The organism is Amphritea japonica ATCC BAA-1530, assembly GCF_016592435.1.
Lineage (GTDB): Bacteria > Pseudomonadota > Gammaproteobacteria > Pseudomonadales > Balneatricaceae > Amphritea > Amphritea japonica.
Window position 1 is genome coordinate 64,152 of sequence record NZ_AP014545.1, and the last position, 23,394, is coordinate 87,545.

Annotated in this window: 20 protein-coding genes; 10 read left to right on the top strand and 10 right to left on the bottom strand. The window is 49.9% G+C overall.

Annotated elements, in window-relative coordinates; all coding sequences use genetic code 11:
- Positions 1-2: 2 nt before the first annotated feature.
- The 6 genes from AMJAP_RS00325 to AMJAP_RS00350 all read right to left on the bottom strand — a co-directional run bounded on the left by AMJAP_RS00325 (position 3) and on the right by AMJAP_RS00350 (position 7,541).
- On the bottom strand, positions 3-1,121 hold the full coding sequence (locus AMJAP_RS00325) for a DUF1513 domain-containing protein (protein WP_019621176.1): 1,119 nt from the start codon (positions 1,119-1,121) through the stop codon (positions 3-5).
- Positions 1,111-2,199, bottom strand: a complete 1,089-nt coding sequence (locus AMJAP_RS00330) for an imelysin family protein (protein WP_019621175.1) — start codon at positions 2,197-2,199, stop codon at positions 1,111-1,113. The genes AMJAP_RS00325 and AMJAP_RS00330 overlap by 11 nt, the downstream gene beginning before the upstream one ends.
- Complete coding sequence (locus AMJAP_RS00335; RefSeq protein ID WP_019621174.1) at positions 2,196-3,659, bottom strand: di-heme oxidoreductase family protein; 1,464 nt, start codon at positions 3,657-3,659, stop codon at positions 2,196-2,198. The genes AMJAP_RS00330 and AMJAP_RS00335 overlap by 4 nt, the downstream gene beginning before the upstream one ends.
- A gap of 3 nt (positions 3,660-3,662) precedes the next feature.
- Positions 3,663-4,940 carry an imelysin family protein gene (locus AMJAP_RS00340; protein WP_019621173.1) on the bottom strand — a complete coding sequence of 426 codons (1,278 nt, stop codon included), beginning with the start codon at positions 4,938-4,940 and terminating at the stop codon, positions 3,663-3,665.
- A gap of 132 nt (positions 4,941-5,072) precedes the next feature.
- On the bottom strand, positions 5,073-6,542 hold the full coding sequence (locus tag AMJAP_RS00345) for a di-heme oxidoreductase family protein (protein ID WP_026340045.1): 1,470 nt from the start codon (positions 6,540-6,542) through the stop codon (positions 5,073-5,075).
- A 267-nt stretch (positions 6,543-6,809) separates the two neighbouring features.
- Positions 6,810-7,541, bottom strand: coding sequence for a glutathione peroxidase (locus tag AMJAP_RS00350; RefSeq protein ID WP_019621171.1), 732 nt, complete (start codon positions 7,539-7,541; stop codon positions 6,810-6,812).
- A gap of 260 nt (positions 7,542-7,801) precedes the next feature.
- On the opposite strand from AMJAP_RS00350, the gene nhaB reads away from it, so the two are divergent.
- Complete coding sequence (gene nhaB, locus AMJAP_RS00355) at positions 7,802-9,301, top strand: sodium/proton antiporter NhaB (protein WP_019621170.1); 1,500 nt, start codon at positions 7,802-7,804, stop codon at positions 9,299-9,301.
- Here the strand turns inward: nhaB and AMJAP_RS00360 are convergent.
- The 3 genes from AMJAP_RS00360 to AMJAP_RS00370 form a co-directional block, all read right to left on the bottom strand.
- A complete protein-coding gene (locus tag AMJAP_RS00360) occupies positions 9,289-9,558 on the bottom strand; it encodes a hypothetical protein (RefSeq protein ID WP_019621169.1) in 270 nt (89 codons plus the stop codon). The two genes, nhaB and AMJAP_RS00360, sit on opposite strands and share 13 nt — an antisense overlap.
- A 107-nt stretch (positions 9,559-9,665) precedes the next feature.
- On the bottom strand, positions 9,666-11,873 hold the full coding sequence (locus AMJAP_RS00365) for a heavy metal translocating P-type ATPase (RefSeq protein WP_019621168.1): 2,208 nt from the start codon (positions 11,871-11,873) through the stop codon (positions 9,666-9,668).
- Positions 11,874-12,063: 190 nt separating this feature from the next.
- Positions 12,064-12,297 (bottom strand): hypothetical protein, encoded by a 234-nt coding sequence (locus AMJAP_RS00370; RefSeq protein WP_156815146.1) that lies wholly within the window; start codon positions 12,295-12,297, stop codon positions 12,064-12,066.
- Positions 12,298-12,395: 98 nt separating this feature from the next.
- On the opposite strand from AMJAP_RS00370, the gene cueR reads away from it, so the two are divergent.
- The 3 genes from cueR to AMJAP_RS00385 are packed head-to-tail and all read left to right on the top strand — an operon-like array spanning position 12,396 to position 13,713.
- Positions 12,396-12,809: a Cu(I)-responsive transcriptional regulator gene (gene cueR / locus AMJAP_RS00375; protein WP_019621166.1), complete on the top strand. Its 414-nt coding sequence runs from the start codon at positions 12,396-12,398 to the stop codon at positions 12,807-12,809.
- Between the two features lie 3 nt (positions 12,810-12,812).
- The gene (locus tag AMJAP_RS00380) at positions 12,813-13,292 is read left to right on the top strand and encodes a DUF411 domain-containing protein (RefSeq protein WP_019621165.1); all 480 of its coding nucleotides are present in this window, start codon (positions 12,813-12,815) and stop codon (positions 13,290-13,292) included.
- Between the two features lies 1 nt (position 13,293).
- Positions 13,294-13,713, top strand: a complete 420-nt coding sequence (locus AMJAP_RS00385) for a c-type cytochrome (protein ID WP_156815145.1) — start codon at positions 13,294-13,296, stop codon at positions 13,711-13,713.
- Positions 13,714-13,787: 74 nt separating this feature from the next.
- Here AMJAP_RS00385 and AMJAP_RS00390 read toward each other — a convergent pair whose 3' ends face one another.
- The gene (locus tag AMJAP_RS00390) at positions 13,788-15,086 is read right to left on the bottom strand and encodes an NCS2 family permease (protein WP_019621163.1); all 1,299 of its coding nucleotides are present in this window, start codon (positions 15,084-15,086) and stop codon (positions 13,788-13,790) included.
- A gap of 194 nt (positions 15,087-15,280) precedes the next feature.
- Here AMJAP_RS00390 and AMJAP_RS00395 point away from each other — a divergent pair, with 194 nt between their 5' ends.
- The 6 genes from AMJAP_RS00395 (at position 15,281) to AMJAP_RS00420 (ending at position 23,386) form a co-directional block, all read left to right on the top strand.
- Positions 15,281-15,844: a phosphoribosyltransferase gene (locus AMJAP_RS00395; protein WP_019621162.1), complete on the top strand. Its 564-nt coding sequence runs from the start codon at positions 15,281-15,283 to the stop codon at positions 15,842-15,844.
- Positions 15,845-16,214: 370 nt separating this feature from the next.
- Positions 16,215-18,299, top strand: coding sequence for an elongation factor G (gene fusA, locus AMJAP_RS00400; protein WP_019621161.1), 2,085 nt, complete (start codon positions 16,215-16,217; stop codon positions 18,297-18,299).
- Between the two features lie 217 nt (positions 18,300-18,516).
- A complete protein-coding gene (locus tag AMJAP_RS00405) occupies positions 18,517-19,833 on the top strand; it encodes a sigma-54 interaction domain-containing protein (RefSeq protein WP_019621160.1) in 1,317 nt (438 codons plus the stop codon).
- Between the two features lie 485 nt (positions 19,834-20,318).
- Complete coding sequence (locus AMJAP_RS00410; protein WP_019621159.1) at positions 20,319-21,344, top strand: hypothetical protein; 1,026 nt, start codon at positions 20,319-20,321, stop codon at positions 21,342-21,344.
- 119 nt (positions 21,345-21,463) lie between these two features.
- Positions 21,464-22,507 carry a 2Fe-2S iron-sulfur cluster-binding protein gene (locus tag AMJAP_RS00415; protein WP_019621158.1) on the top strand — a complete coding sequence of 348 codons (1,044 nt, stop codon included), beginning with the start codon at positions 21,464-21,466 and terminating at the stop codon, positions 22,505-22,507.
- Between the two features lie 159 nt (positions 22,508-22,666).
- The gene (locus AMJAP_RS00420) at positions 22,667-23,386 is read left to right on the top strand and encodes an ABC transporter ATP-binding protein (RefSeq protein ID WP_040404294.1); all 720 of its coding nucleotides are present in this window, start codon (positions 22,667-22,669) and stop codon (positions 23,384-23,386) included.
- Positions 23,387-23,394 lie beyond the last annotated feature (8 nt).

Consider the following 23,394-nt stretch of genomic DNA (forward strand, 5'->3'; position numbering starts at 1 on the left):
TGTCAGAAAGAGAGAGTGGCCAAATGATTATCCCAGGCGGTTGCCATGGTTGATGGCAGTCGCTTTGTTGTACCCTGTTTCAGGTTATGCCGAAGGCAGTGGCCTGTGCCCGCACTGATAATAAATTCAGCACTATTACCGGTAGCGGCCAGGCCACAGCCATCCCGGCTCTTGATGGCGGAGATGAAACGGTTCTCATGCAGGTCCCAGAAGGAGATCAGATTCCCCCGGGGCGCTGATACCGCTGCGAAGCGACCGCTGTGATCAAACCTGGCGCTGCCGCAGTAACCTTTCATTGCCAGATAAACCGCTTGGGGTGCCTGTAATAATTCAATCGGCTGCCCTGGGTGGTGTACTGCAACGAGTGGCCGGTTGTGACCCTTGCCGGCCTGATCTTGCAGGGCGATAACGGTAGAGCCCTGGCGATTGGTATCGATATGGCGGATGCTCAGCTGGTGCAGATGCGCAGGTAGTTGCTGTTGTTCCAGTCGTTCCCCGGAGTGCAGGTTCAGTCGCAGTAACGAAGGCTGCATACTGTCGAGGTTGAGTTTCTCCCGGCCATGATCCGGGTGGGTGAGAATCCCGCCGTTGGCCACGGTTAAGATCGGGCTTCCCGGTTGCTGAATCAGCTCATGGGGACCTGTGCCATAGCTGGGGTAGTCGGCGATAATCGAATAATTAGTTTCAAGCGCACGGATGACCACCCGACCCTGCCCGCTTTCGATCTCATTTTCTGTGGTGATCAGCCAGCGACCATCCTCTGAGAAAATACCGTGGCCGAAAAAGTGCCGCCCGCTTCCCGCTGTAATCCGCTTAACCAGACGTTGCTGACGATAATCAACCAGATCGATAAAGTTACCCGGCCGTCGTGCTATGCAGGCCAGTAGCGGTAGATGCGGGTGTGCCTCGGTATGATGAGCCCGGCCCGGTAGCGGATGATCCAGCAATACCTCCCCTTGTTGGCCGATGAGGTAGAGGTGGAACTGTCCGGCGCTGTCTCTGGCTGCTGAGGCGAACATCGGTTCCGCTGAGGGGCTATCGTAATCTGCGGCCAGCGCTAGCGAAGGCAGCAGCATGGCGCTTCCCAGTAACCGGCAGAAACGCCGGCGATTAATCTCCATCACGGCTGTTAAATCCCAGTTGAATGTTCAGTGCAAGCATCTCTGCCGCTAGCCCCCGGTCAAGCTGCTGAAGGGTATCGCTTATCTGGAGTAACTCTCCGACTGTTTCAGGCTGATACAGGCTGGTGATCAGTGGCCCCGGAACTGTTTCGAGCCGTTTTTCGAGTCGGGTGAACAGGGTGCTGATATTATCCGCCTGAGCGGCTCTTCCCTGCTGTCGAAGCAGGCTGTCGAGGTTATTGGTGGTGCCTGAATAAAGGTGTCGGATACTGGCGATGTTGAGCTGGATATTGCGAAGCGAGCGCTGACTGCGCCAGGATTCGCTACGTTTTGGCCGTACACGGCCATCTCCCAGAGGCCTGAGGATCTTCTGATCCCGGATCGCTTCAATCGGTTCAATCAGTGATTTCATCATCTCGATAGCCGCTTCCTGGTGGCTATCAAAGTAGCTATTCTGGCTACCGGCGTGAGACAGAGAGCCACTGTAACCACCGACCCACTCATCCAGCGTTGCCTGGCTGTTTATCGCTATATAGGCAGCGATGGTCTGGCTTAACTGACAGCGATAGCTGTTGTTGGTTAGTTGAGCTAACGAACTGCTAAATAACAAACGCTCCAGAGCGGGTAATCCTTTTACTCCGATACTGGCCTTGTACAGATAATCTGTACTCAGAGTCTCAGGGTTTTGTTGTTGCAGCAGTAGATTGAGTTGTTTGCCGATCAGGTTTTTCTTATCCGGCCAGAACTGCATACTGAAATTGCGCATCAGGGTTTCAATCGGGCCAAACTGGATATGCTGAACTTCCTGCCAGGCGTCCATAGTTTGCTGGAAGTCTTTCTTAGCGCTCTCCAATTGCACGGATTCCGGCTGGCGGCAGAGGGTAGTCGTACTGGCCGCCAGCTTAGCACTGCTGTATTGCAGCGCCCGGTAGCGGGGCAGTATGTGCTCTTCGACAAGGTTATGGTTAAGCGATTGCCATTGCTGTTCTGAGGGGGCTGCATGGAGCTTTCCTGCTACGGTAAGTAGAAGAGAAATGCCCAAAAAGACCGGCCACAGGGCCTTAGAATTGGAATTCATAGTGACTCCAGAAAAGTAACAAGCGCGTTTCGCTCGTGGGTCGGCAGGTTGATGATATTCTCCCGTGATGCTTTAGCTTCACCGCCATGCCACAAAACCGCCTCGAGTAAGTTTCTGGCGCGCCCGTCATGGAGAAAGTAGGTATGGCCGCTCACTGTTTTAGTCAGTCCGATGCCCCAGAGAGGCGGCGTTCTCCATTCGTTTCCAGTCGCCAGAAACTCTGACCGGTTATCCGCCAGGCCTTCTCCCATATCGTGTAGCAGCAAGTCGGTATAGGGCCAGATCAGTTGGTTAGATTGCTCGGGCATATCTGTACGTGAGGCGGTCGTAAAGCTTGGCTGGTGGCAAGCGGCGCAACCACTCTGATGAAATACAGCTTTGCCTTGTAATACTTCGGGTTTGTTGAAGTCGGGGCGTGCAGGTGGTGCCAGATTACGGCTGTAAAATTCAACCAGCTTAACCATCTCTCCGGATGCCTCGGCATTATCCTGCTGTGGCGTGATGCCGTCTGGTTGGAGCAAACAGTCTTTCTGATAGCGGGTGCAATCACCGGCCGCGGCAGAAACGAAAGGAGTCGATATCCCCATGTCTCCGCTGAAAGCGCCCACAGCCTGCTGGATCAGCGTCGGATTCCCCGCCTTCCAGCCAAATCGCCCCAGGTCTTGCTGCTGGGTGAAACTGTTCCAGACCCGGTTGGTCCGGCCAGAGATTCCATCCTTGTTACGATCATCCGGATCAGCCAGCGCCTCAATATCGGCAGGAGCCAGCGCTTCTAGCAAGCCCAGGCCAATCATCTGCGGTGCCACTCGTGGTGATAGCATGGCCTGGGGGTGCAGTGGGCCATAGCTTAGGTTTGAAACACTGTATTGGGGTTGGCGAAGGCTTACCTGAAGACCGTCAGCCAGGGTCACGGGTATTTCGCGGTAATTGATGACCATCCGCCCCTCTGAGGCCATGCCATTGATGGCCATATCCTGCAACTGGCCACCGTAGGTTGGCTCGGGAATGACCGCCGCTTTGCCGCTTTCAAGCAGTTGGCGCTGAGCATCGTTCTGCGGCGGAATGCTGAGACGTAGAAACATTGATATAGCGTTGTCTTCCGGCCAGTTTGCTTCCGGTGGATGCCCCCGACCATCTTTCAGGTGACAACGCTGACAAGAGCGGGCGTTGTAGAGAGGCCCCAGTCCATCACTGGCTGTGGTAGAAGAGGGCGCGGGCACCCATATCTTCTTGAAAATGCCGTTGCCCAGTTTGAAGTTAAGCTCGTTCTCAAAACTCATGTTGGCTGAGCTTTGAGAAAAGGCATTTATATTCAACTGTTTATGATGGGTTGTACTGCCGCCGGGCCGTGCTTCACCGGGTTCCGGCAAAGGCTGCTCTATCGCTGCAGTCGCTGAAGAGGCCATTGCTATCGTGGCAATCACGACAGCAATAGGGGTAAACAAATGTCTGCAGGCCATCGTTTACTCCAGAACCTGAGCGGGATTATCCAGACTATCGGAGCCTTCCAGTTGGATCCCTTCCAGGTGCAGCAGCGCGATAATATTTTCAATGGCGCGGGTCTCTTCGGTTAGCGCATCGACGAAGTTTTGTACCACCAGGTTACCTGAGGTATTGCCCTCACCAATTAAAACATCGAAGGTTTCACCTTGTGCTGCACGGTCTACCAGCTTCTGGGCTGCGTTTTCGGTTGTTTGTAGCTTGTTCAGCATATTCTGATTGGTGACAGCCGCTTGAGCAGCAACATAGTCTGAAAGGCTTGGGCCGGAAACCGTTGAGCCGTCGATACGGGTGTAGCTGCCCTGATACACATTGCGGATCCCTTTAGCGTCATAGTAGTGGGACCAGTGAGTATTATCAGAGAAGCAGTCATGTTCCTCTTCAGGGTCATGTAGCATCAGTCCCAGTTTGGTTCTTTCTCCTGCCAGTTCGCCGTAGGCCAAGCTCCCCATACCGGTCAGGATGGTTGCAATGGCATGCTTTTCACTTTTTTCACTGATTTGTTGACGCGCTTCTCCTCCCTCTTTCCAGTTATCAACCATCTCCTGAAGATCAGTGATCAAAAGCTGTGTTGCCGCTTGCAGGTAGTCCCGGCGCCGGTCGCAGTGGCCTCCGGTACAGTGTTCCAGATTAAAGTCTGTTGCTGGGCGGTTACCCGCGCCAGGGGATGTGCCGTTCAGGTCCTGGCCCCAGAGAAGAAATTCGATGGCGTGATAACCCGTCGCCACATTAGCTTCTATACCATCGACTTCATGCAGAGTGTCTGACAGAAATTCAGGGGTGATGTGGCTGGCATCAATCTGCACGCCACCGACCCGAAGAGAGGTGTTGGCAATGACATTGGCGCGGTAGAGGGTGTTCTCGTCAGATTCTGAACCGTAGTAACCACTGTCGACATAATCGATCAGCCCCTCATCCAGTGGCCAGGCGTTTACCCGCCCCTCCCAGTCATCCACGAGGAGATTACCAAAACGGAATACTTCAGATTGCTGGTAAGGAACACGGGCGGCTATCCAGGCTGTACGTGCTTTGTCGAGTGAGGCTTGGGTTGGGTTCTCTAACAGATTGTTGGTGCTTAGCTGTAGGTCTTTTGCGCTATTGAGAGAATCTTCATAGGTTGCAAGGGCAATATCCGCGTAAGTTTTAATAATTTCAGCGGGTGCTGGTGCAGCATATAAGGCTACGGAATAGTGGCATGTTCCGGCGAGGATGGTGGAAGTCAGTAAGGTTTTGAATTGCATAGCAAGTCTCCTGTAAGTTCAGGATGTAGATGCTAATGCAAACGAGAATGATTCGCAATATCTTTTATGATTTTAGAATATGTCCTGAAAAATTAGTCAGTTAATTGATCATCAGGGTGTAAAGGGCCTCCTTTATAACGAATTAAGGAAAGTGATCAGGGCATGCCGCTCTGATGATGTTAAATTGATAACCTGCTGTCGGGACGCTTCAGCCTCTCCTCCATGCCAGAGAATCGCTTCCAAAAGGTTTCGTGCCCGACCATCATGGAGAAAGTTGCTATGACCGCTGACAGTTTCGGTCAGGCCGATGCCCCATAAGGGCGGAGTTCGCCATTCACGGCCACTGGCTAAGTACTCCGGACGATGGTCCGCCAGGCCTTCCCCCATATCGTGGAGTAACAGATCGCTATAGGGCCAGATCAGCTGCGCAGACTGTTCGGCAAGATCGGGTCTGTACGCCGTTTGAAAGCTGGGTTGGTGGCATTTATGACAGCCAATGCGCTGGAACACTCTCTTACCCCTCAAAACTTCCGGCTTTAAGGCATCAGGCCGGGCAGGAGGCCCCAGATTACCGGTATAGATTACCAACTGTTCGACAACTATTGAGGAGGCTTCAGTGTTTTCTTGTAATGGAGTATTACCATTTGGCTGGCTTAAGCAGGTTATTTGGGCCGAGGTGCAGTCACCACTTGAGGAGGGCATGTAAGGCGTGGCAATGCCAATATCATTGCTGAGTGCGCTAACAGTCTGTTGTATAACTGTAGGGTTACCGGCTTTCCAGCCAAATCGTCCCAGTGCTTGCTGTTCGCTAAACATGTCCCATACCCGGTTGGGTCGGCCTGAGATGCCGTCGCCATCGGTATCATCGGGATCACTCAAGCTAAGAATATCGCTTTCAGGGATCGCTTCCAGCAATAATAGTCCCAGCATATGTGGAGCGACTCTGGGTGAGAGCATGACATCCGGATGGAGCGGTCCGAAATTCAATTCACTTACGGTGTATTCGGGCTTGCGCAGTCTGATCTCAGTTCCATCCGCCATGTTAACCGTCTTCTCGGTATAGCTGATATGCATATGACCCTCTTCCGAGAGGCCGTTGATGGAAAAATTTTGCAGTTGTCCGCCATAGACAGGCTCTGGAATAACGCCAACTTTGCCACTCTTGAGCAGTTGGTGGTGCTCAAGAGTCTGCGGAGGGATGCTCAGACGCAGAAACATCGATACGGCTCTGTCATTGGGCCAGTTTGCGGTAGGAGGATGGCCACGGCCATCCCTTGGATGACACTCCTCGCAAGCGTGTGCGTTATATAGAGGGCCGAGTCCGTCGCTTGCGGTGGATGTTGAGGGGGATGGCAGCCAGATATCTGCAAAAACGCTGTCCCCAAGCTCAAAGCGCAATCGGTTAGCAAGCCTCATATTCGCCGATGCGTGAGTGAAAACATCACGATTCCGGGGTTTGTGGTGACTGGTATCGCCACCGGGCAGCTCCTCTCCAGGGTTGTATATCGCCATTCCTTCAGCAAGCACCGTTACTGGCTCCGTAACGGGAATGCTCAGCGTTATAAGCAGGATTAAGAGCTTGTAGGGTAGGGCTAGCGGCACAGAGTTATTCCATTATTCATACAAGGGGACGCTGTTGAATCGTTAATTTGAGTATACTGTCCCTGAAAGACATTACGATCCTTTTTGGTCTTATTGAGGTGAGACTATAGTGGATATTGTCAGAGATATCGGGTGGGGCTTTGGGGTTAGCGTAGTGCTTGGCGCTAATGGTATTGGTAACCGGAATATACGTCCTCATCGGGGTTTTAAGGGCCGCTGTCAGCCAAAAAAAAGAAGCCAGCAATCATTGCTGGCCTCCCGCAATACCTATGAAAAGTGCTCTTCTAATTCGTCTGCTCCGCCGATTCGCTGACCATCAATAAAGACTTGCGGTGTCGTGCCCTGGCCACTGATCGCGGCTAAAGAGCTGTAACTTAGGCCGTGACTGCCCAATTCTACCTCTTCATAGCTTAAGCCTTTCTCGGTCAGCAGTTTTTTTGCGCGTATGCAGTGTGGGCATCCTGGCTTGGTCAGAATGCTGACCCGCTTTGGCTGCTCAGCGATAGGGTTGATGTAATTAAGCATGGTATCGGCATCGGATACTTTGAACGGATCGCCAGGCAGATCCGGTTCAATAAATTGCTTCTCGATTACGCCGTCGACTACCAGCATAGAGTAACGCCAGCTGCGTTTGCCAAAGCCCAGCTCGTCCTTCCCTACCAGCATATTCATTCCTGCAGCGAACTCACCGTTGCCATCAGGAATAAAGGTGATGTTTTCAGCCCCCTGGTCACCCTGCCATGCGTTCATCACAAAGGTGTCGTTGACCGACAGACAGATAATGCTATCAACGCCTTCATTAGCGAATACCGGTGCTAGCTCGTTATACCGGGGCAGGTGAGTCGTTGAGCAAGTCGGGGTGAATGCGCCAGGCAGGGCAAATACAACTACCTTCTTACCGGCAAACAGCTCATCTGTGGTGACATCAACCCATTGATTATTTTGTTGAGTGTGAAAGGTTACTTGTGGAACGGTTTGACCTTCGCTGTTGGTGGACATTTTTCGTTTTCCTTCAAATGTGTGCTGTTTCGATAGAGAGATAATGCCAAAGAGCGGTCTTTTAATAAAATTAATTAAATAAACAAAGCTGATAGTTAAAAGCTAATTAAGACCTTGTCTTAGGATTATCTTGTCTAAGCTGGTCAAAAAATTGACAATTTACACCTGAGTCCCGGCTCCCTGGCTAGCCTATATGGCTTAAATCACTTACGATTAGCGCGCCTTTTCTGTTGTCTATTTTATTGTTCCGGGATTCACTCATGCGCCCTCTGCTACAAGCCTACTATAGTAATTTTCTGGGTAATTCGCCTAGCTGGTATAAGCTGACGATTATTAGTTTTTTGTTGCTTAACCCCGTTCTTTTGGTGCTCTTCGGACCGGTAATCACGGGTTGGCTGCTAATCTTCGAATTTATCTTTACGTTGTCTATGGCGCTTAAGTGCTATCCCTTGCTGCCCGGTGGCCTGCTGGCGATCGAATCAGTGGTGCTCCATCTGACCGAACCGTCCAATCTCTACCATGAAGTGTCCTCTAACCTGCCGGTGATTTTGCTGCTGATGTTTATGGTGGCGGGAATCTACTTCATGAAGGGGATGCTGCTCTATGTCTTTACCAAGCTGCTCTTGAATGTACGGAATAAAACTGCCCTTTCGCTCCTGTTTACTCTGATGGGAGCGGTTCTTTCAGCCTTTCTGGATGCTTTGACAGTGACCGCCGTGCTGATCAGCGCGGCAGTCGGTTTCTATTCCGTCTATCACCGGGTTGTTTCAGGCCGTAATAAAGGTGAGGCTCATGATTACTCAATTGATGATCTCCTGCATGAAGGCCACCGGATAGAGTTAGATAAGTTTCGTGCTTTTTTGCGTAGTCTGCTGATGCATGGTGCGGTAGGCACGGCGTTGGGTGGTGTCAGTACGCTGGTAGGAGAGCCCCAAAACTTGCTGATCGGCGAGAAAATGGGCTGGCATTTTGTCGACTTCTTTATTTATATGGCACCGGTGTCTATGCCGGTGCTCTTGTGTGGCTTGCTCACGACCATTGTGCTGGAGCGAACCGGCTGGTTTGGCTACGGTGCCGAAATTCCTGAGCCGGTGTTTAATATTCTCAAAGCGTTTGATCAGGAAGCTCAGTCGCAATGGGGAGTAAAGGAACGAGCTGAGCTCTATATGCAGTTTGCCGTGGCCATCTTTCTGATTTTTGCACTGGCCTTTCATCTGGCTGAAGTCGGTATTGTCGGTCTGACAGTCATTATTTTACTGACCAGCATGAACGGCATTACAGAAGAGCATCGGATTGGCCGTGCGTTTGAAGAGGCGCTCCCTTTTACCGCCCTTTTAGTGGTGTTTTTCACGATAGTGTCTGTTATCCACGATCAGCATCTGTTTACCCCGGTGATCGAATGGGTATTGCGTATGGATCTGCGTAACCAGCCTGCGATGTTTTTTGTTGCCAACGGTTTGCTGTCAGCGATCAGTGACAACGTGTTTGTTGCGACGGTCTATATTAATGAGGTTGCTGAAGCGTTTCGGACTGGCCGGATTAGCCGTGAACACTTCGATAGTTTAGCTATAGCGATCAACACTGGTACTAACCTGCCGAGTGTTGCGACACCGAATGGTCAGGCTGCTTTTCTGTTTCTGCTGACCTCAGCGGCCGCGCCGTTGGTCAGACTCTCGTATATGCGGATGGTCATTATGGCACTGCCCTACACTATTGTGCTGAGTATCTCGGGACTGCTAGCGGTGATCTATCTGATCTGATCAGTGTGGGAAAAGTAGTTAACCATTAAAGACCAGATGGTAGGTAAAACGGGCTTCGAATTGGCTTCGTACTTAATCAATTCTTCTGTTCGTTTATAGAAGATTCGGTCGATGTAACGTTTAGCCTTACGACGCTCCCATGCTGCATTGGCAAGGTTAGCGAATTCAAATTGTTGCTCACCACTCAGTTGTATGTCGTACTTTATTGAACGTTTACCACCTAGTGTCTGGTGGTGAATTTTGGAGGTTGTGCACATGATAATGTATCCGACTTTGAGGATACCTTAATTATGGCAGTGGTTTCGGGAACCGAGCTGAAAGTTTCTCAACTCGATTCCAGGTCACTGTAGGAATATGTTTTGGGCTATTGTCCAGGCTTGAACAAACGTAATCGATTTGCATTGCTGACTACTGTCACGGATGAGAAGGCCATTGCTGCACCGGCAATGACCGGACTCAGTAGCATGCCGGTTAATGGGAATAGAATGCCAGCAGCCACCGGTATGCCCAGGGTGTTATAGATAAAAGCGCCAAACAGGTTCTGGCGAATATTGCTCAAGGTGGCCCGGGATAGTTCAATGGCGTCGGCGACCGAATGCAGGCTGTTGCGAATTAATACCATATCGGCACTTTCAATCGCTACATCGGTTCCATTGCCGATAGCAAAGCCGACATCGGCCCGCGCAAGGGCCGGGGCATCATTAATACCATCCCCACACATTCCGACTTTACTGCCTGCCTGCTGGAGTTTTTCTACCTCTAGCGCCTTACCTGCAGGCAACACCCCGGCAATAAAGTTATCCACACCCACTTGCTGAGCTACTGCAGCAGCGGTCTGTGGATTATCGCCGGTGAGCATAATGACGTTAATGCCAGCGGCTTTAAGCCGGGCAATCGCGGTGACTGAATCCTGTCTGACCGGGTCTGCGATCGCCAGTACTCCGGCTAACTGCCCATCAAGGGAGACATATACGGGTGTTTTAGCCTGTTCAGCCAGTGTCAGAGCCTGAGTTTCAAAGCGTGAGCAGTCTATTTTTTGTTCAGCCATCCAGGCCTTATTGCCGAGGGTGACCTTAATATTATTAATAACCCCTTTGGCCCCGCGTCCGCTGATGGCCTTAAAACGTTCGACCGGTAGTAGCGTTTCTTGCCGCGCTTGTGCATGGCGAACAATCGCCTCGGCAAGAGGATGTTCTGAGGCGGTTTCAAGTGAGGCCGCCAGCTGGAGCATGTTTGGCTGCTCACCCAGTATATCGGTCACCCGGGGAGCCCCTTCGGTTATGGTGCCCGTTTTATCCAGCACCAGAGTTTGCAGTTGAGACGCGCTTTGCAGGGCCTGGCCATTACGGATCAGGATGCCGTATTCAGCGGCTTTACCGACGCCGACCATGACCGACATCGGTGTTGCCAGTCCTAAAGCGCAAGGGCAGGCAATAATCAGCACGGTGGTTGCGGTGATCAACATGTAAGCCAGATGAGGCTCAGGGCCAAGCAGGTACCAGAGCAGCGCGGTGAGCAGGCTGCAAAGTATTACCACCGGGACAAAGATAGCGGCAACGTTGTCCGCCATTCGGGATATCTCAGGTTTGCTGGCCTGAGCTTGCTTGACCATCTCAATGATCCGGCTCAGCGCTGTCTCGCTGCCGACCTTCTCTGCTTTAATGATCAATGCGCCGGACTTATTCAGCGTTCCCGCGCTAACCTGGTCGCCGACAGACTTATTCACAGGTAGTGGTTCGCCACTGAGCATTGACTCATCAATCAGACTGTTGCCCTCCACTACTAAAGCATCAACCGGGATCTGCTCGCCGGGACGAATACGTAATATTTCGCCTGCTTCAACCAGATCCAGCGGTAGATCCAGTTCTTTATCATTGCGGATTACCCGTGCTGTTTTGGGTTGCAGATTGAGCAGTCGTTCGACCGCTTCTGAGGTTTTGCCGCGGGCGCGAATCTCCATCGCCAGGCCAAAATTAACCAAACCGATGATCATGGCGCTGGCTTCGTAGTACAGATGGCGCGAGTTTTCCGGAAGCATCTCAGGAAACAGTACTACGGCGGTAGAATAAAGCCAGGCCGCTCCGGTTCCCAGTGCTATCAGACTGTCCATCGTTGTGGAGCGGTTTTTCAACGAGGACCAGGCGCCGTTAAAAAAGTGACGCCCGGGACCCAGTAAAATGGCTAGTGTTAATAGGCCCACAATGCCCCAGATAATTTGATCCTGAGGGGTGCGGACGGTCATCTCATCCATCAGCATACCCGCGATCATCAGTGGAATGCCCACACCGAGCGCCAATAGCGTATTGCGGATGTGAGTCTTGTACTGAGCGGTTTGCTGGGCTTTTTGTCGAGCCCTGTCTTCTATATCGTTGCTTGCCAGACGGCTGCGATAACCGATCTCTGTCAGGGCGTGAATCAGATGATCGTTACTGATCGAGCCTTCTACATTCAGGCGTCGCTGGGGGAAATCGACTAACGCTTGTTCGACATCGGGCAGGGCGTTAATCTTAGTCTCGATTTTTTTAACGCAGCCAGCACAACTCACATTTTCAAGTAACAAGGTAATCGTCATACTGCTTTCTCAGAATTGTTTTGTCCTGAATAAAGCATAGAGCTTCCAGTCACTGTAAGGTCAATCGACAGTTGCTTTTTTTCAGAGAACGGGCGAATCTGTATAGGAATACAAGAAAGTCATAAGAGAATCTGACCTGTTTTGATCTGCTATCGTGCCCTTCTGATTTTATTGCTTAGCGTAGTGGCTCTTAGCCCTGCGGTTGCAGCGATTTCGCCTGATGTGCCTTCCATGGCATCCCATCAGACGATGGATTGCGCGGGCGATAACTGCGATAGGGTTGATATGGACGGTTGTGAAACGGAGTTGCCGGGATGTTGTCTGCAGCTATCAGTGGCACTGTTTCTCTGGCCAGCCGGCTTTCAAGAATTTTCACCGGCTCAGAGCCCTCCTGTCTGGATTCTGCCAGCCTACCATTCGGCAATATCCCCTCCGGTATACCACCCTCCCCGCTCAACGGTCTTATCTGTTTAATGCACTGATGAATTTATCACTGTCTGAATAAAATAGACGGAGTTCAGTATGAATATTTCCCAGGCTGCAGCGGCAGCTGGACTGACCAGTAAAACCATTCGCTTTTATGAGCAGCAAGGGGTTATTCCTGCGGCTGCCCGGTCGGCAAATGGCTATCGTATCTATACTGAGCAACAGGTGGATATGTTGCGCTTTATCAGACGATCCAGAGATATGGGGTTCTCGCTGGATGAGAGTCGCGAGCTATTACAACTATCACTGGATCCACAGCGCACCAGCGCAAGCGTTAAACAGAAAGCGGAGCAACAGATTAAACGAATTGATCAGCAGCTTGAATCATTACAGCAGATGCGTTCGCTACTCGAGGCGGTTGCCCGGGAGTGTCGTGGTGATGATAGTGCTGACTGTCCAATCTTAGACCAGTTAAATGGTGTGGCGGTCGATAACGATAGCCAGGAGTAGAAAATGAAAAAGATCGTATTCATGTGGATAGGTCTGCTTAGCCTGTCACTGAACAGTTATGCTGCAGATCCTGTGTGGCTGAAAGGCAAAACAGAGCAGCAGTATGAAATTACGGTATATCGCAGTGCCAGCTGTGGCTGTTGTAAAGGCTGGATCAGCCACCTGAAAGATCACAACTTCACAGTTGAAGATGTGGTGGTAAATGATGTGAATTCCCATAAAACCCGTCTTGGGGTTCCGCCGAAAGCGGCCTCCTGTCATACCGCAGAAGTGAATGGCAAAGTGATAGAGGGGCATGTGCCTGCACAGGATATTAAACGCCTTCTGGCAGTCGAGAGTGATATTCAGTTACTGGCTGTGCCCGGGATGCCCTCAGGTGGTCCGGGGATGGATACCGAGGGCGCTCGTAAGGATTCCTTTACGGTATTCTCAATGGATAGCCAGAACCGGGTAAGCAGTTTTAGCCAGTATGCGGATTATTAAGATGAAGGGCTTAGTGATATTAATCGGAGTTATTTTACTGAGTGGCTGTAGTGACTCAGAACCCAGGGTTGAGGGGCGTTGGTATGCACAGTCACAGGTGGATACGGGGAAGCAGTTATTTCTTGATAACTGTGCTGAGTGCCATGGGGTAGCCGCGCAGGGAACCCGGGATTGGAATAAGCCTGAAGCAGATGGTAAATACCCACCACCACCTTTGAATGGTAAAGCCCATGCCTGGCACCATCCATTAAAAGGCCTGAAGCAATCCATTGCTAATGGCGGGATCGCCATCGGTGGTAGCATGCCCGGATTTGGCGATAAGCTTTCCGACTCGGAGACTGACGCGGTGATCAGTTACTTTCAAAGTAAGTGGCCGGATCAGATTTATCAGGCCTGGATCGATCGGGGCGGGTTGAATTAAACCGGGGTATCTTCAAGAGACAAAAAAGGCGCTGGGCTCTAACGAGTCCAGCGCCTTTTTTTATACTGTTTCGATCAGATATAGGTGTGATAAGCGATCAGTGCAGCAGTTAAAATGAACATCAGTGGGTGGATCTCTTTGACTTTACCGGTCAGGGTATAGATCAGCACATAAGAGACAACGCCTAAGGTAATACCATGGGCGATAGAGTATGTGAAAGGCATGGCTATGATGGTCAAGAACGCAGGGACGCCATCCTCCAGTTTATTCCAGTCCATCTCTCGCGCAGCAGACATCATCATCGCACCGACTACAATAAGGGCCGGTGCCGTCGCTAATGCCGGTACTGAGGTAAACAGCGGCGTAAAGAACAGCGCCAACAGAAATAGCGCTGCTACGGTAACGGCCGTTAAGCCGGTACGACCACCCTCTTCAATACCCGTGGCTGATTCAATGTAAGTGGTAACGGTACTTGTTCCGAGTAAAGAGCCCGCAGTGGTGCCGGTGGCATCGGCCATAAACGCCCGGTCAGCCCCCGGCAGTTCACCTTTCTTGTTGAGGAAACCGCCCAGACGACCAACGCCCAGTAATGTACCCGCTGTATCAAAGATATCGACAAACAAAAAGGCAATCACAACAGTGATGAGAGTGGCGTTAAAAATCTGGCTGAAATCCAGCGCCATAAAAGTTTCTTTTGGCAGACTTGGCCAGGCAACAATGGAGTCAGGCGCCGGTGATAGCCCTGTTACCCAGGCGACAAGTGTCAGGCTGACAATACCGATCAGAATTGCGCCTTTTACCTGTTTTACGATCAGTGTCGCGATAAGTACGATACCCACCAGTGCTAAGAGTACTTTGGGCTCGTGGAGGCTGCCTAAGGTTACCAGCGTCGCAGGGTGATCTACGGTCAGCCCCGCCCCCTGAAAACCGATAATGGCCAGAAACAGGCCTATACCGGTCATGGTCGCGATTTTTATACAGTGTGGAATGGCATTGATTAACTTGGTCCGCACACCGGTCATGGCCAGGGCCATAAAGATCAGGCCTTCAATAAAGACGGCGACCAGTGCTACCTGCCAATCGACCCCCATGCCTTTTACGACACCAAAGGTAAAGTAAGCGTTCAGGCCCATTCCCGGAGCCAGCGCAAAGGGGTAATTAGCAAAGACGCCCATGATAAATGTGGCGACTGCTGCGGCTAAGGCGGTCGCAATGGCGACATCATTGGCTGGCATCCCCGCCAGGCTGAGAATTTGTGGATTCACAAACAAGATATAGGACATGGTCAGAAAGGTTGTAAAACCTGCCCGAATCTCAGTAGAGATATCACTGCCACGTTCTGAAATTTTAAAGTATCGATTCAGTGCATTCATGGAGTACTTCCGTTCACATCGGTGCTTTGTTTCGGCTACAGCCAAAGAAAGAAGCAGAGGCTACCAGTCTTTGCTTTGACAGGACAAGCATTCAGGTCAACAATTACTCGACTGAAGTTGCGCCGTCGTAGTAATAGTCTTACATTAGCGCTTTTTCCCAGTAGCCCGGCATCGGGCAAATTATAGGCAAGGTTATGGTTGAAAAAGTTTATCTGAGTGCGCAGGACCTTCTTGAGGACTCTTTTCGTTTGGCGCTGGAAGTCTATAACAGCGGCTTTCGCCCTGACTTTATTGTGGGTGTATGGCGTGGAGGCACGCCAGTGGGGATCGCCGTACAGGAACTGCTGGATTATATGGGCGTGAAGACGGACCATATTGCTATTCGAACCTCATCCTATACGGGTATCGGTACTCGCGGTAAAGAGGTACGGGTACATGGGCTGGATTATCTGATTCGCAATGTAAACCAGCCTGATTCCCTGCTGATTGTAGATGATGTCTTCGATACCGGTCTGAGTGTGAAAGCGGTGATTGATACGCTAAACGAAAAAGCGCGTCTGAATGCACCCCATGATATTCGGATCGCTACGCCATGGTTTAAACCGGCAAACAACAAGACAGATCTGGAACCGCACTATTATCTGCATAAATCAGAAGACTGGCTGGTGTTCCCGCATGAGCTTCAGGGCTTGAGTCGGGAAGAAATTATTGCAAGCAAGCCGGGATTGAAAGCGATCTTCGATGAGTATGAAGTCTGAATACTTATGCTTTAATCGTTCCGGTGCCCGGGTCATTTACTTCAGCTGATGTTGATGGCCCTGAGGGAGAAGCTGATGATGTCAGCTTTTTTCTGCTGAAAACCGCTTAAAAATTGTTTTATTTCGTTACCGGGCGGCCTAAAACTGACAATTGAGAAGTTGAATTGTCTAAAAAACAGACAGTGGTCGAGCAAAAGATTAGATTTTATCGTTGATGTGGTGATAAACGGCAATAAGATGCTACTTTTGTGGTGATATCCTTCGCAAAAAGCCAGATGAATAATTTTATTGCTTTTATGTATCTACAAGCGCCATAAAATCTTGTACAATTGCGCCCAATTTTTGTGCCCTTACCTATTCGAGTGAAGAAATGGCTGACTTATCTCATTACCGTAATATCGGTATTTTTGCCCACGTTGACGCGGGTAAAACAACGACTACTGAACGTATCCTGAAACTGACCGGTAAGATCCACAAGACCGGTGAGGTTCATGATGGTGAATCTACAACTGACTTCATGGAACAGGAAGCTGAGCGCGGAATTACTATCCAGTCTGCTGCGATCACTACCTTCTGGAAAGATCACCGCATGAACATCATCGATACTCCAGGACACGTTGACTTCACTGTAGAAGTTTACCGTTCTCTGAAAGTACTTGATGGTGGTGTTGGTGTATTCTGTGGTTCTGGTGGTGTTGAACCTCAATCAGAAACTAACTGGCGTTATGCGGATGAGTCGGGCGTTTCCCGTATCATCTTCGTAAACAAGCTGGACCGTATGGGCGCAGATTTCCATCGCGTTGTTGATCAGGTTGAAAATGTACTGGCTGCTAAGCCGCTGATCATGGTTCTGCCAATTGGCCGTGAAGAGGACTTCGTAGGTGTTGTTGACCTGCTGACTCGTCAGGCTTTTGTTTGGGATGACTCTGGTCTGCCTGAAAACTTTGAGGTTCGCGACATTCCTGCCGATATGGTAGAAGATGTTGAAATGTACCGTGAGCAGCTAATTGAAACAGCAGTAGAGCTGGACGATGATCTGATGATGGCCTACATGGACGGCGAAGAGCCTGCTATGGAAGACATCAAGCGTTGTATCCGTACCGGTACTCGTGATCTGACATTCTTCCCAACTTACTGTGGTTCTGCATTCAAGAACAAAGGTATCCAGCTTATTCTGGATGCGGTTGTTGATTACCTGCCAAGCCCAACAGATGTTATTCCACAAGATCTGACCGACGAAGTTGGTGAGCCAACAGGTGAAGTTGCGACAGTATCTACTGATGAGCCTTTCCGTGCACTGGCATTCAAAATCATGGATGACCGTTTCGGCGCCCTGACCTTTGTTCGTATCTACTCAGGTGTATTGAATAAGGGTGATACCATCCTTAACTCTTTCACTGGTAAAACCGAACGTATCGGTCGTATGTGTGAAATGGAAGCCGATGAGCGTAAAGAGCTGAGCACTGCTCAGGCTGGCGACATTATTGCAATCGTTGGTATGAAAAACGTACAAACAGGTCACACCCTTTGTGATCCTAAAAATGAATGTACGCTTGAAGCGATGGTATTCCCTGAGCCAGTAATCTCAATCGCAGTAACACCTAAAGATAAGGGTGGTGCTGAGAAGATGGGCGTTGCGATCGGTAAGATGGTTGCAGAAGATCCTACTTTCATCGTTGAAACTGATGAAGATTCCGGTGAAACCATCCTGAAAGGTATGGGTGAATTGCACCTGGATATCAAGGTAGACATCCTGAAGCGTACTTACGGTGTTGAACTGATTGTGGGTCAGCCACAGGTTGCTTACCGTGAGACTATTACACAGCCTCTGGAAGATTCTTATACCCATAAGAAGCAGTCTGGTGGTTCTGGTCAGTTTGGTAAGATCGATTACCGCATCAAGCCGGGCGAGCAGAACACTGGCTTTACGTTCGCGTCTACTGTTGTTGGTGGTAACGTACCTAAGGAATTCTTCCCGGCTATCGAGAAGGGCTTCAAGAGCATGATGGATACTGGTCCTCTGGCAGGCTTCCCTGTACTGGATGTTGAAATTGAACTGTTCGATGGTGGTTTCCACGCGGTTGACTCCTCTGCGGTTGCATTTGAAATCGCTGCGAAGGGTGCTTTCCGTCAGTCTATGCCTAAAGCGGGTCCACAGTTGCTGGAACCTGTTATGAAGGTTGACGTGTTTACTCCTGAAGATCACGTTGGTGATGTTATCGGTGACCTTAACCGTCGTCGTGGCATGATCCTGGGTCAGGAAGCTGCAGGTTCAGGCGTACGTATTAAAGCTGACGTACCTCTGTCTGAGATGTTCGGTTATATCGGATCTCTGCGTACTATGACTTCTGGTCGTGGTCAGTTCTCTATGGAATTTGCACACTACTCTGCATGTCCTAACTCTGTTGCAGAGAAGGTTATTGCTGAAGAGAAAGAGCGTAAAGCTAACAAGTAATTGTTGCTGAAGCTCTGCTAAAAAAGCCTGCCGTGTGCAGGCTTTTTTGTGCCTGTGGATAAGATGTTATCGATATAGGCTCAGGCTGTATGAAAGAAGGGTGAGATGGTCTTGATTGGGGGCATGCATCGCTTAAATAACAATTGAGTTCGCTAGTATTGTTGGTCGAGGCTTGCCATTATTGTCATTCTCTTGCCATAACTGACGGAATAGGGCTATGACGACAGCAAGCTGGTTGAAAACGATGCGTAATGTACTGGATAGCTATAGTTATCCAGCGGTGCTGATTGATGTGGATTATAACGTCGTTGCTACCAATAAAAGTTATGATTTTCGTTTTGGTGGGCTCAGTGGTCACCGTTCGGCAAAATGCTACTTTCTCTCTCACGGTTACCAGCGCCCCTGTGATCTTGAAGGCGAGACCTGTCCCATGCAAGAGGCTCGTTACAGCGGTCAGCGGGCCAGTGTGCTGCATATTCATAATACGCCTCAGGGAAAAGAGCATGTCGGTATCGACACAATCCCCATAACCGATGATAGCGAGCAGACCTACTTTATCGAGGTGATGAAACCGATTCGTGAAGTCAGTGCTGAGCCTATTGCCAATAAAATGATTGGCCGTAGCAGAGCCTTTAATGAGCTAGTGGAGCTGATTCAGCGGGTGGGTAGAACTGATACTAATGTCTTGCTAATGGGGGCTTCAGGAGCGGGTAAAGAGCTGGCTGCTCAGGCCATCCACTCTGCCAGTTCCCGTGCCAATATGCCCTTTGTTACGGTAGAGTGCTCCGGGTTGACCGATAGTCTGTTTGAGAGCGAGCTCTTTGGTCATGTCAGAGGCGCTTTTACCGGAGCAACACACTCGCGAACCGGTCTGGTTCAATCAGCTCAGGGGGGGACGTTGTTCCTCGATGAAGTGGGAGATGTTCCCCTGCATCTTCAGGTAAAGCTCCTGCGTTTAATTGAGACCAAAACGTTCCGTTCAGTCGGTGATACTAAGCCTACGGCGGCCGATTTCAGGTTGGTCTGCGCAACCCACAAAAGTTTATCTGATATGGTCGAGAATGGAGAGTTTAGGGAAGATCTTTACCATCGAATCAGCACCTTTCCTATCCGCTTGCCATCGTTGACAGACCGGATCGAGGACCTTCCTCTGCTGGTGGAAAGTATTCTGATGAGAATTGAGGATAAGGTGCCGCTGAAACTTACGGAGGAGGCGCTGGAGCTATTGGCCCGACAGCCGTTTAAAGGCAATGTGCGGGAATTGAAAAATATTCTTGAGAGAGCGGTTGTGCTGCGAAACGAAGATGTAATCGGGCGTGATGTTATTCAGCGAAGTCTTGATCTGTTACCGGTTACACAAGCTAAAAATAGCAACCTTAATAGTCTGCGTCAGTTGGCAGAGCAGGGGATAAGCCTCGAGATACTAGAGCAACGTTATCTCAAAGAGCTGATGTCTGTTTGTGCTGATAAGACCCAGGCAGCTGATATTGCTGGTTGCAGTTTAAGAACTCTCTATCGCAAATTAAATCAGTAACGATAGGTCTCGAATTAAGCGGACTACCGCTTTGTAAGTGGCAGTATTCTCAAAAGTGGCAGGCTTATTCTAAGCGTCCCTTATTTAATATACATAACCAATTTCAGGTTGATTCTGAATGTCGGGTTTGGCGGGAGTGCTGCTACAAGCCGGTGTCGTTTTCTTTATCCATGCAGATTTTAATCGCTAATCAGAGCTGTTTGAATTTTAAAATACTATTGTAAAGTTGAACTCAGGCTCTAAATAATATTGATATGAGTCAATTTTTACTCAATATAATTAATATATGTATCATTAAAGTCATGCAGTTTTCAATGACTTCTTTCGGATTAAGCTTATTTAAATCAATTTGTTATATGTTATTCATTGATATTTGATTAGATTTAAAGTGATACGAAATTAAATTATAGATGTTGATTTGTGTGTCATAAGTGGTAGATTTGTCTCTCCCAAAACAAAAATAACCAGATCAGAGGTTTTTTACTATGCATGACAAATTAGCCGACACAATGGAATTTCCACCAGCAACCCCTCAGCCAAATATTTATCCTCTGAGCTGGGAGACCAAAACCTCAAAGGCTGAGGAAATCTGGGATGCTTCCCTGCGTGAAGCGTGGAATCCGAAAGACCTGCCCTGGGATACGTTTGACGTCACCAGCTATTCCTGGGAAGAGCGTGAAGCAATGGCGTACTGGTGGACTCTGTTGTCTGTATTTGATGCGTCTGCACCGCCGGTATTTGCAGAAGCGTTTATCAAGACTTATGAAGATCATGAAGAAGATGCGATTCGTCGTTGCTTCTTCTCAGTAACACGTGACGAGCAGAACCACGAACAGATGTGTGGTATGGCGATCACTAAACTGCTGGAATGCAGCAGTCCTCTGGAATATGAACCAAAGACAGACCTGGGTAAGCGCCTGAAGCGTAACGCGGCATGGTTGTACTACAACGGTGGTCGTTACTGGGGTGGTTATAAAAAGGCCGTGCCTAAATACAGCCTGGCAGTACTGTTCTCCTCATTCCTGATGGGTGAAATTGCTGCAGCAACTATCTTTAAGCAGATGTCTGTGAGCTGTGAAGAGATGGTGTTCCAGGAAGCATTCAAGAACATCGGCCGTGACGAAGGTCGTCATATGGCGATCTGTCTGTCTCTGATGGAGCGTGATTATCCGAACCTGTCTCAGGAAGATAAGTCCGTTATCACTAAGCAGATCCGTGCCGGTTACCTGTTCCTGTCAGCTGTATTGTATGAGCCACCAGCAGAGTTCTGGGACCTGCCAGAAGACTTTATCGCGACTCAGCGTGAAGCTGAACAGATCGCTCGTGACGCAGGTTTCGGTATTCCTTCACATGAAGCGAAGAAAGAAAACTGGCGTGAGGCGATGCTGAACCTTAAAGCTGTGTTGGATAAGTACGATACGCCTTTCCCTGCGATCCCAGAAGTGGGTATCACCGGTGAAGAGGTAACTCAGGCTGATCTGGATTCTGCGGATATTATCCCAATTTTCTGATTATTTTCCTTGAGTTAACGAGCAGCCGTCGGACAAAATTCGATCGGCTGCTTTGTTTTATATAAGAATAATATGCTGTTACAGGGCTAGCTGGTGCAGATCAGAGCCCGGAGGTAAGTATGACTACGATCCGTTTATCCCCGTCAGGTAAAGAAGTTGAAGCTAAATCCGGTGAAACCGTACTGGAAACCCTTGAAAATGCCGGTTATGCCCTACCGAATAATTGTCGGGCAGGTGCTTGTGGTGAATGTAAAGTAAAGGTCCTGGAAGGCGAGTTTGACCAGGGCCTGGTGATGGATATGGCGTTATCTAAGGAAGAGCGAGCAGAGGGCTTTGGCCTGATGTGTATGTGTAAACCGCTCAGTCCGACGCTTGAGATCGACTGGGGAACCGATGACGCGATGCCGAAACTGTTTCCGCCTAAGGAAAACGTTCGCTGCATGATTGTCGATCGGATCGAACGTACTCCCCGTATCGCTGAGATTCGTCTACGCCCGGTTGGTGAAGCCATTCGTTTCTGGCCCGGTCAATACGTGAGTCTGACGAACACTTCCCGCACTGTAACACCACGATCCTATTCAATTGCTAACGCTCCTCGTCCGGATGGCGAGATTGTACTGCAGATCACCCGAGTGCCTGATGGGGAAACCAGTAACTGGGTACATGATGAAGTGCTCCCGGGTACGATGGTTAACCTGTCTGGTCCATATGGAACGTTTATCGGCGACCCTGGTACCGATGCTCCGGTACTTTGTCTGGCGGCAGGCACCGGTCTGGCACCGATAATGGGCCTGGCGGATGCAGCATTGCGTCGTGGATATAATAAGCCGGTTCACCTGATGTTCTCAGCCCGCAAAGAGGAAGATCTCTATTGTAAGGGGCAGTTAGAGTTGTGGAATGTACGTCATCGTCGTTTTAAGTTTATTCCAACTTTAACTCAGGAAGAGAAAGAGGGAGTGCTCAGTGGCCGTATTCCTAATATTCTCAAAGATCACTACCCAGACCTGTCAAAGCATGCGATCTATATTGCGGGCAGCCCTGAATTTGTTGATACCTGTATCTCTGCAGCAAAACAGTTAGGTGCTCAGGACGATATGATCCATACCGAAGGCTTCTTTGATCAGGCTCTGCCGGAAACGCCAGCTTCCGACCGATTAGTCTGACAGCCAGATAATCTACCAACGCCGGCCCTGGTTTAGATCAGGGCCGGCGTTTTTATTTATGGGTTATATTTTTTATTGGAGGCTATAATTTTTCAGTGCGCAACATCAAGTCCCTTTGTATTCTTATAGTTAATGATTCTTAGCGCAGATATTGAAAATATGGATTCAGAAAACGCCAAAGTTGTCTTTAGCACTGCCGGGCTGACTAAGGTATATGGTCAGGGTCCGGCTGCAGTATCGGCCCTGCGAGGGGTAGACCTGCAGCTATTGCAAGGGGAACTGGTGGTTTTACTGGGGGCTTCCGGTAGCGGTAAATCGACTTTACTGAATATATTGGGGGGGCTTGATCAGCCAACTGAGGGAAGCATAACCTTTTTTGATCGAAGCCTGAGCGGCATGTCAGATGCTGATCTGACCCTCTATCGTCGTGACCATATCGGCTTTGTTTTCCAGTTTTATAATCTGATGCCAAGTCTTACCGCGCGCGAAAATGTTGAGCTAGTGACCGAAATTGCCGAAAGCCCACTTAGCCCGGAAGAGGCTCTGGCACTGGTGGGGCTGAGTGAACGGATGGATCATTTCCCGGCGCAGCTGTCAGGCGGTGAGCAGCAACGGGTAGCAATTGCCCGGGCGGTGGCAAAGCAACCCAGAGTTTTGTTTTGTGATGAACCCACCGGGGCACTGGATAGTACCAGTGGCCGACAGGTGATGGAGGTGCTGCAGCAGGTGAATCGGGAACTGGGTACTACGGTGATTATTATCACTCATGCCGCAACGATTGCGGGTATGGCCGATCGGGTGATCCATTTTGCTGACGGACTGATTAGAAAGGTTGATCTGAACACTCAAAAAACCTTAGCCCAAGATCTTGTCTGGTGAGTATCGTC

Coding starts and splice junctions, on each gene's coding strand:
- AMJAP_RS00335 (WP_019621174.1), bottom strand. CDS start 3,659: ATGGCCTGCAGACATTTGTTTACCCCTATTGCTGTCGTGATTGCCACG.
- AMJAP_RS00325 (WP_019621176.1), bottom strand. CDS start 1,121: ATGGAGATTAATCGCCGGCGTTTCTGCCGGTTACTGGGAAGCGCCATG.
- AMJAP_RS00365 (WP_019621168.1), bottom strand. CDS start 11,873: ATGACGATTACCTTGTTACTTGAAAATGTGAGTTGTGCTGGCTGCGTT.
- AMJAP_RS00380 (WP_019621165.1), top strand. CDS start 12,813: ATGAAAAAGATCGTATTCATGTGGATAGGTCTGCTTAGCCTGTCACTG.
- nhaB (WP_019621170.1), top strand. CDS start 7,802: ATGCGCCCTCTGCTACAAGCCTACTATAGTAATTTTCTGGGTAATTCG.
- AMJAP_RS00360 (WP_019621169.1), bottom strand. CDS start 9,558: ATGTGCACAACCTCCAAAATTCACCACCAGACACTAGGTGGTAAACGT.
- AMJAP_RS00395 (WP_019621162.1), top strand. CDS start 15,281: ATGGTTGAAAAAGTTTATCTGAGTGCGCAGGACCTTCTTGAGGACTCT.
- AMJAP_RS00330 (WP_019621175.1), bottom strand. CDS start 2,199: ATGAATTCCAATTCTAAGGCCCTGTGGCCGGTCTTTTTGGGCATTTCT.
- AMJAP_RS00390 (WP_019621163.1), bottom strand. CDS start 15,086: ATGAATGCACTGAATCGATACTTTAAAATTTCAGAACGTGGCAGTGAT.
- AMJAP_RS00350 (WP_019621171.1), bottom strand. CDS start 7,541: ATGTCCACCAACAGCGAAGGTCAAACCGTTCCACAAGTAACCTTTCAC.
- AMJAP_RS00410 (WP_019621159.1), top strand. CDS start 20,319: ATGCATGACAAATTAGCCGACACAATGGAATTTCCACCAGCAACCCCT.
- AMJAP_RS00405 (WP_019621160.1), top strand. CDS start 18,517: ATGACGACAGCAAGCTGGTTGAAAACGATGCGTAATGTACTGGATAGC.
- AMJAP_RS00415 (WP_019621158.1), top strand. CDS start 21,464: ATGACTACGATCCGTTTATCCCCGTCAGGTAAAGAAGTTGAAGCTAAA.
- AMJAP_RS00420 (WP_040404294.1), top strand. CDS start 22,667: ATGGATTCAGAAAACGCCAAAGTTGTCTTTAGCACTGCCGGGCTGACT.
- AMJAP_RS00340 (WP_019621173.1), bottom strand. CDS start 4,940: ATGCAATTCAAAACCTTACTGACTTCCACCATCCTCGCCGGAACATGC.
- AMJAP_RS00385 (WP_156815145.1), top strand. CDS start 13,294: ATGAAGGGCTTAGTGATATTAATCGGAGTTATTTTACTGAGTGGCTGT.
- fusA (WP_019621161.1), top strand. CDS start 16,215: ATGGCTGACTTATCTCATTACCGTAATATCGGTATTTTTGCCCACGTT.
- cueR (WP_019621166.1), top strand. CDS start 12,396: ATGAATATTTCCCAGGCTGCAGCGGCAGCTGGACTGACCAGTAAAACC.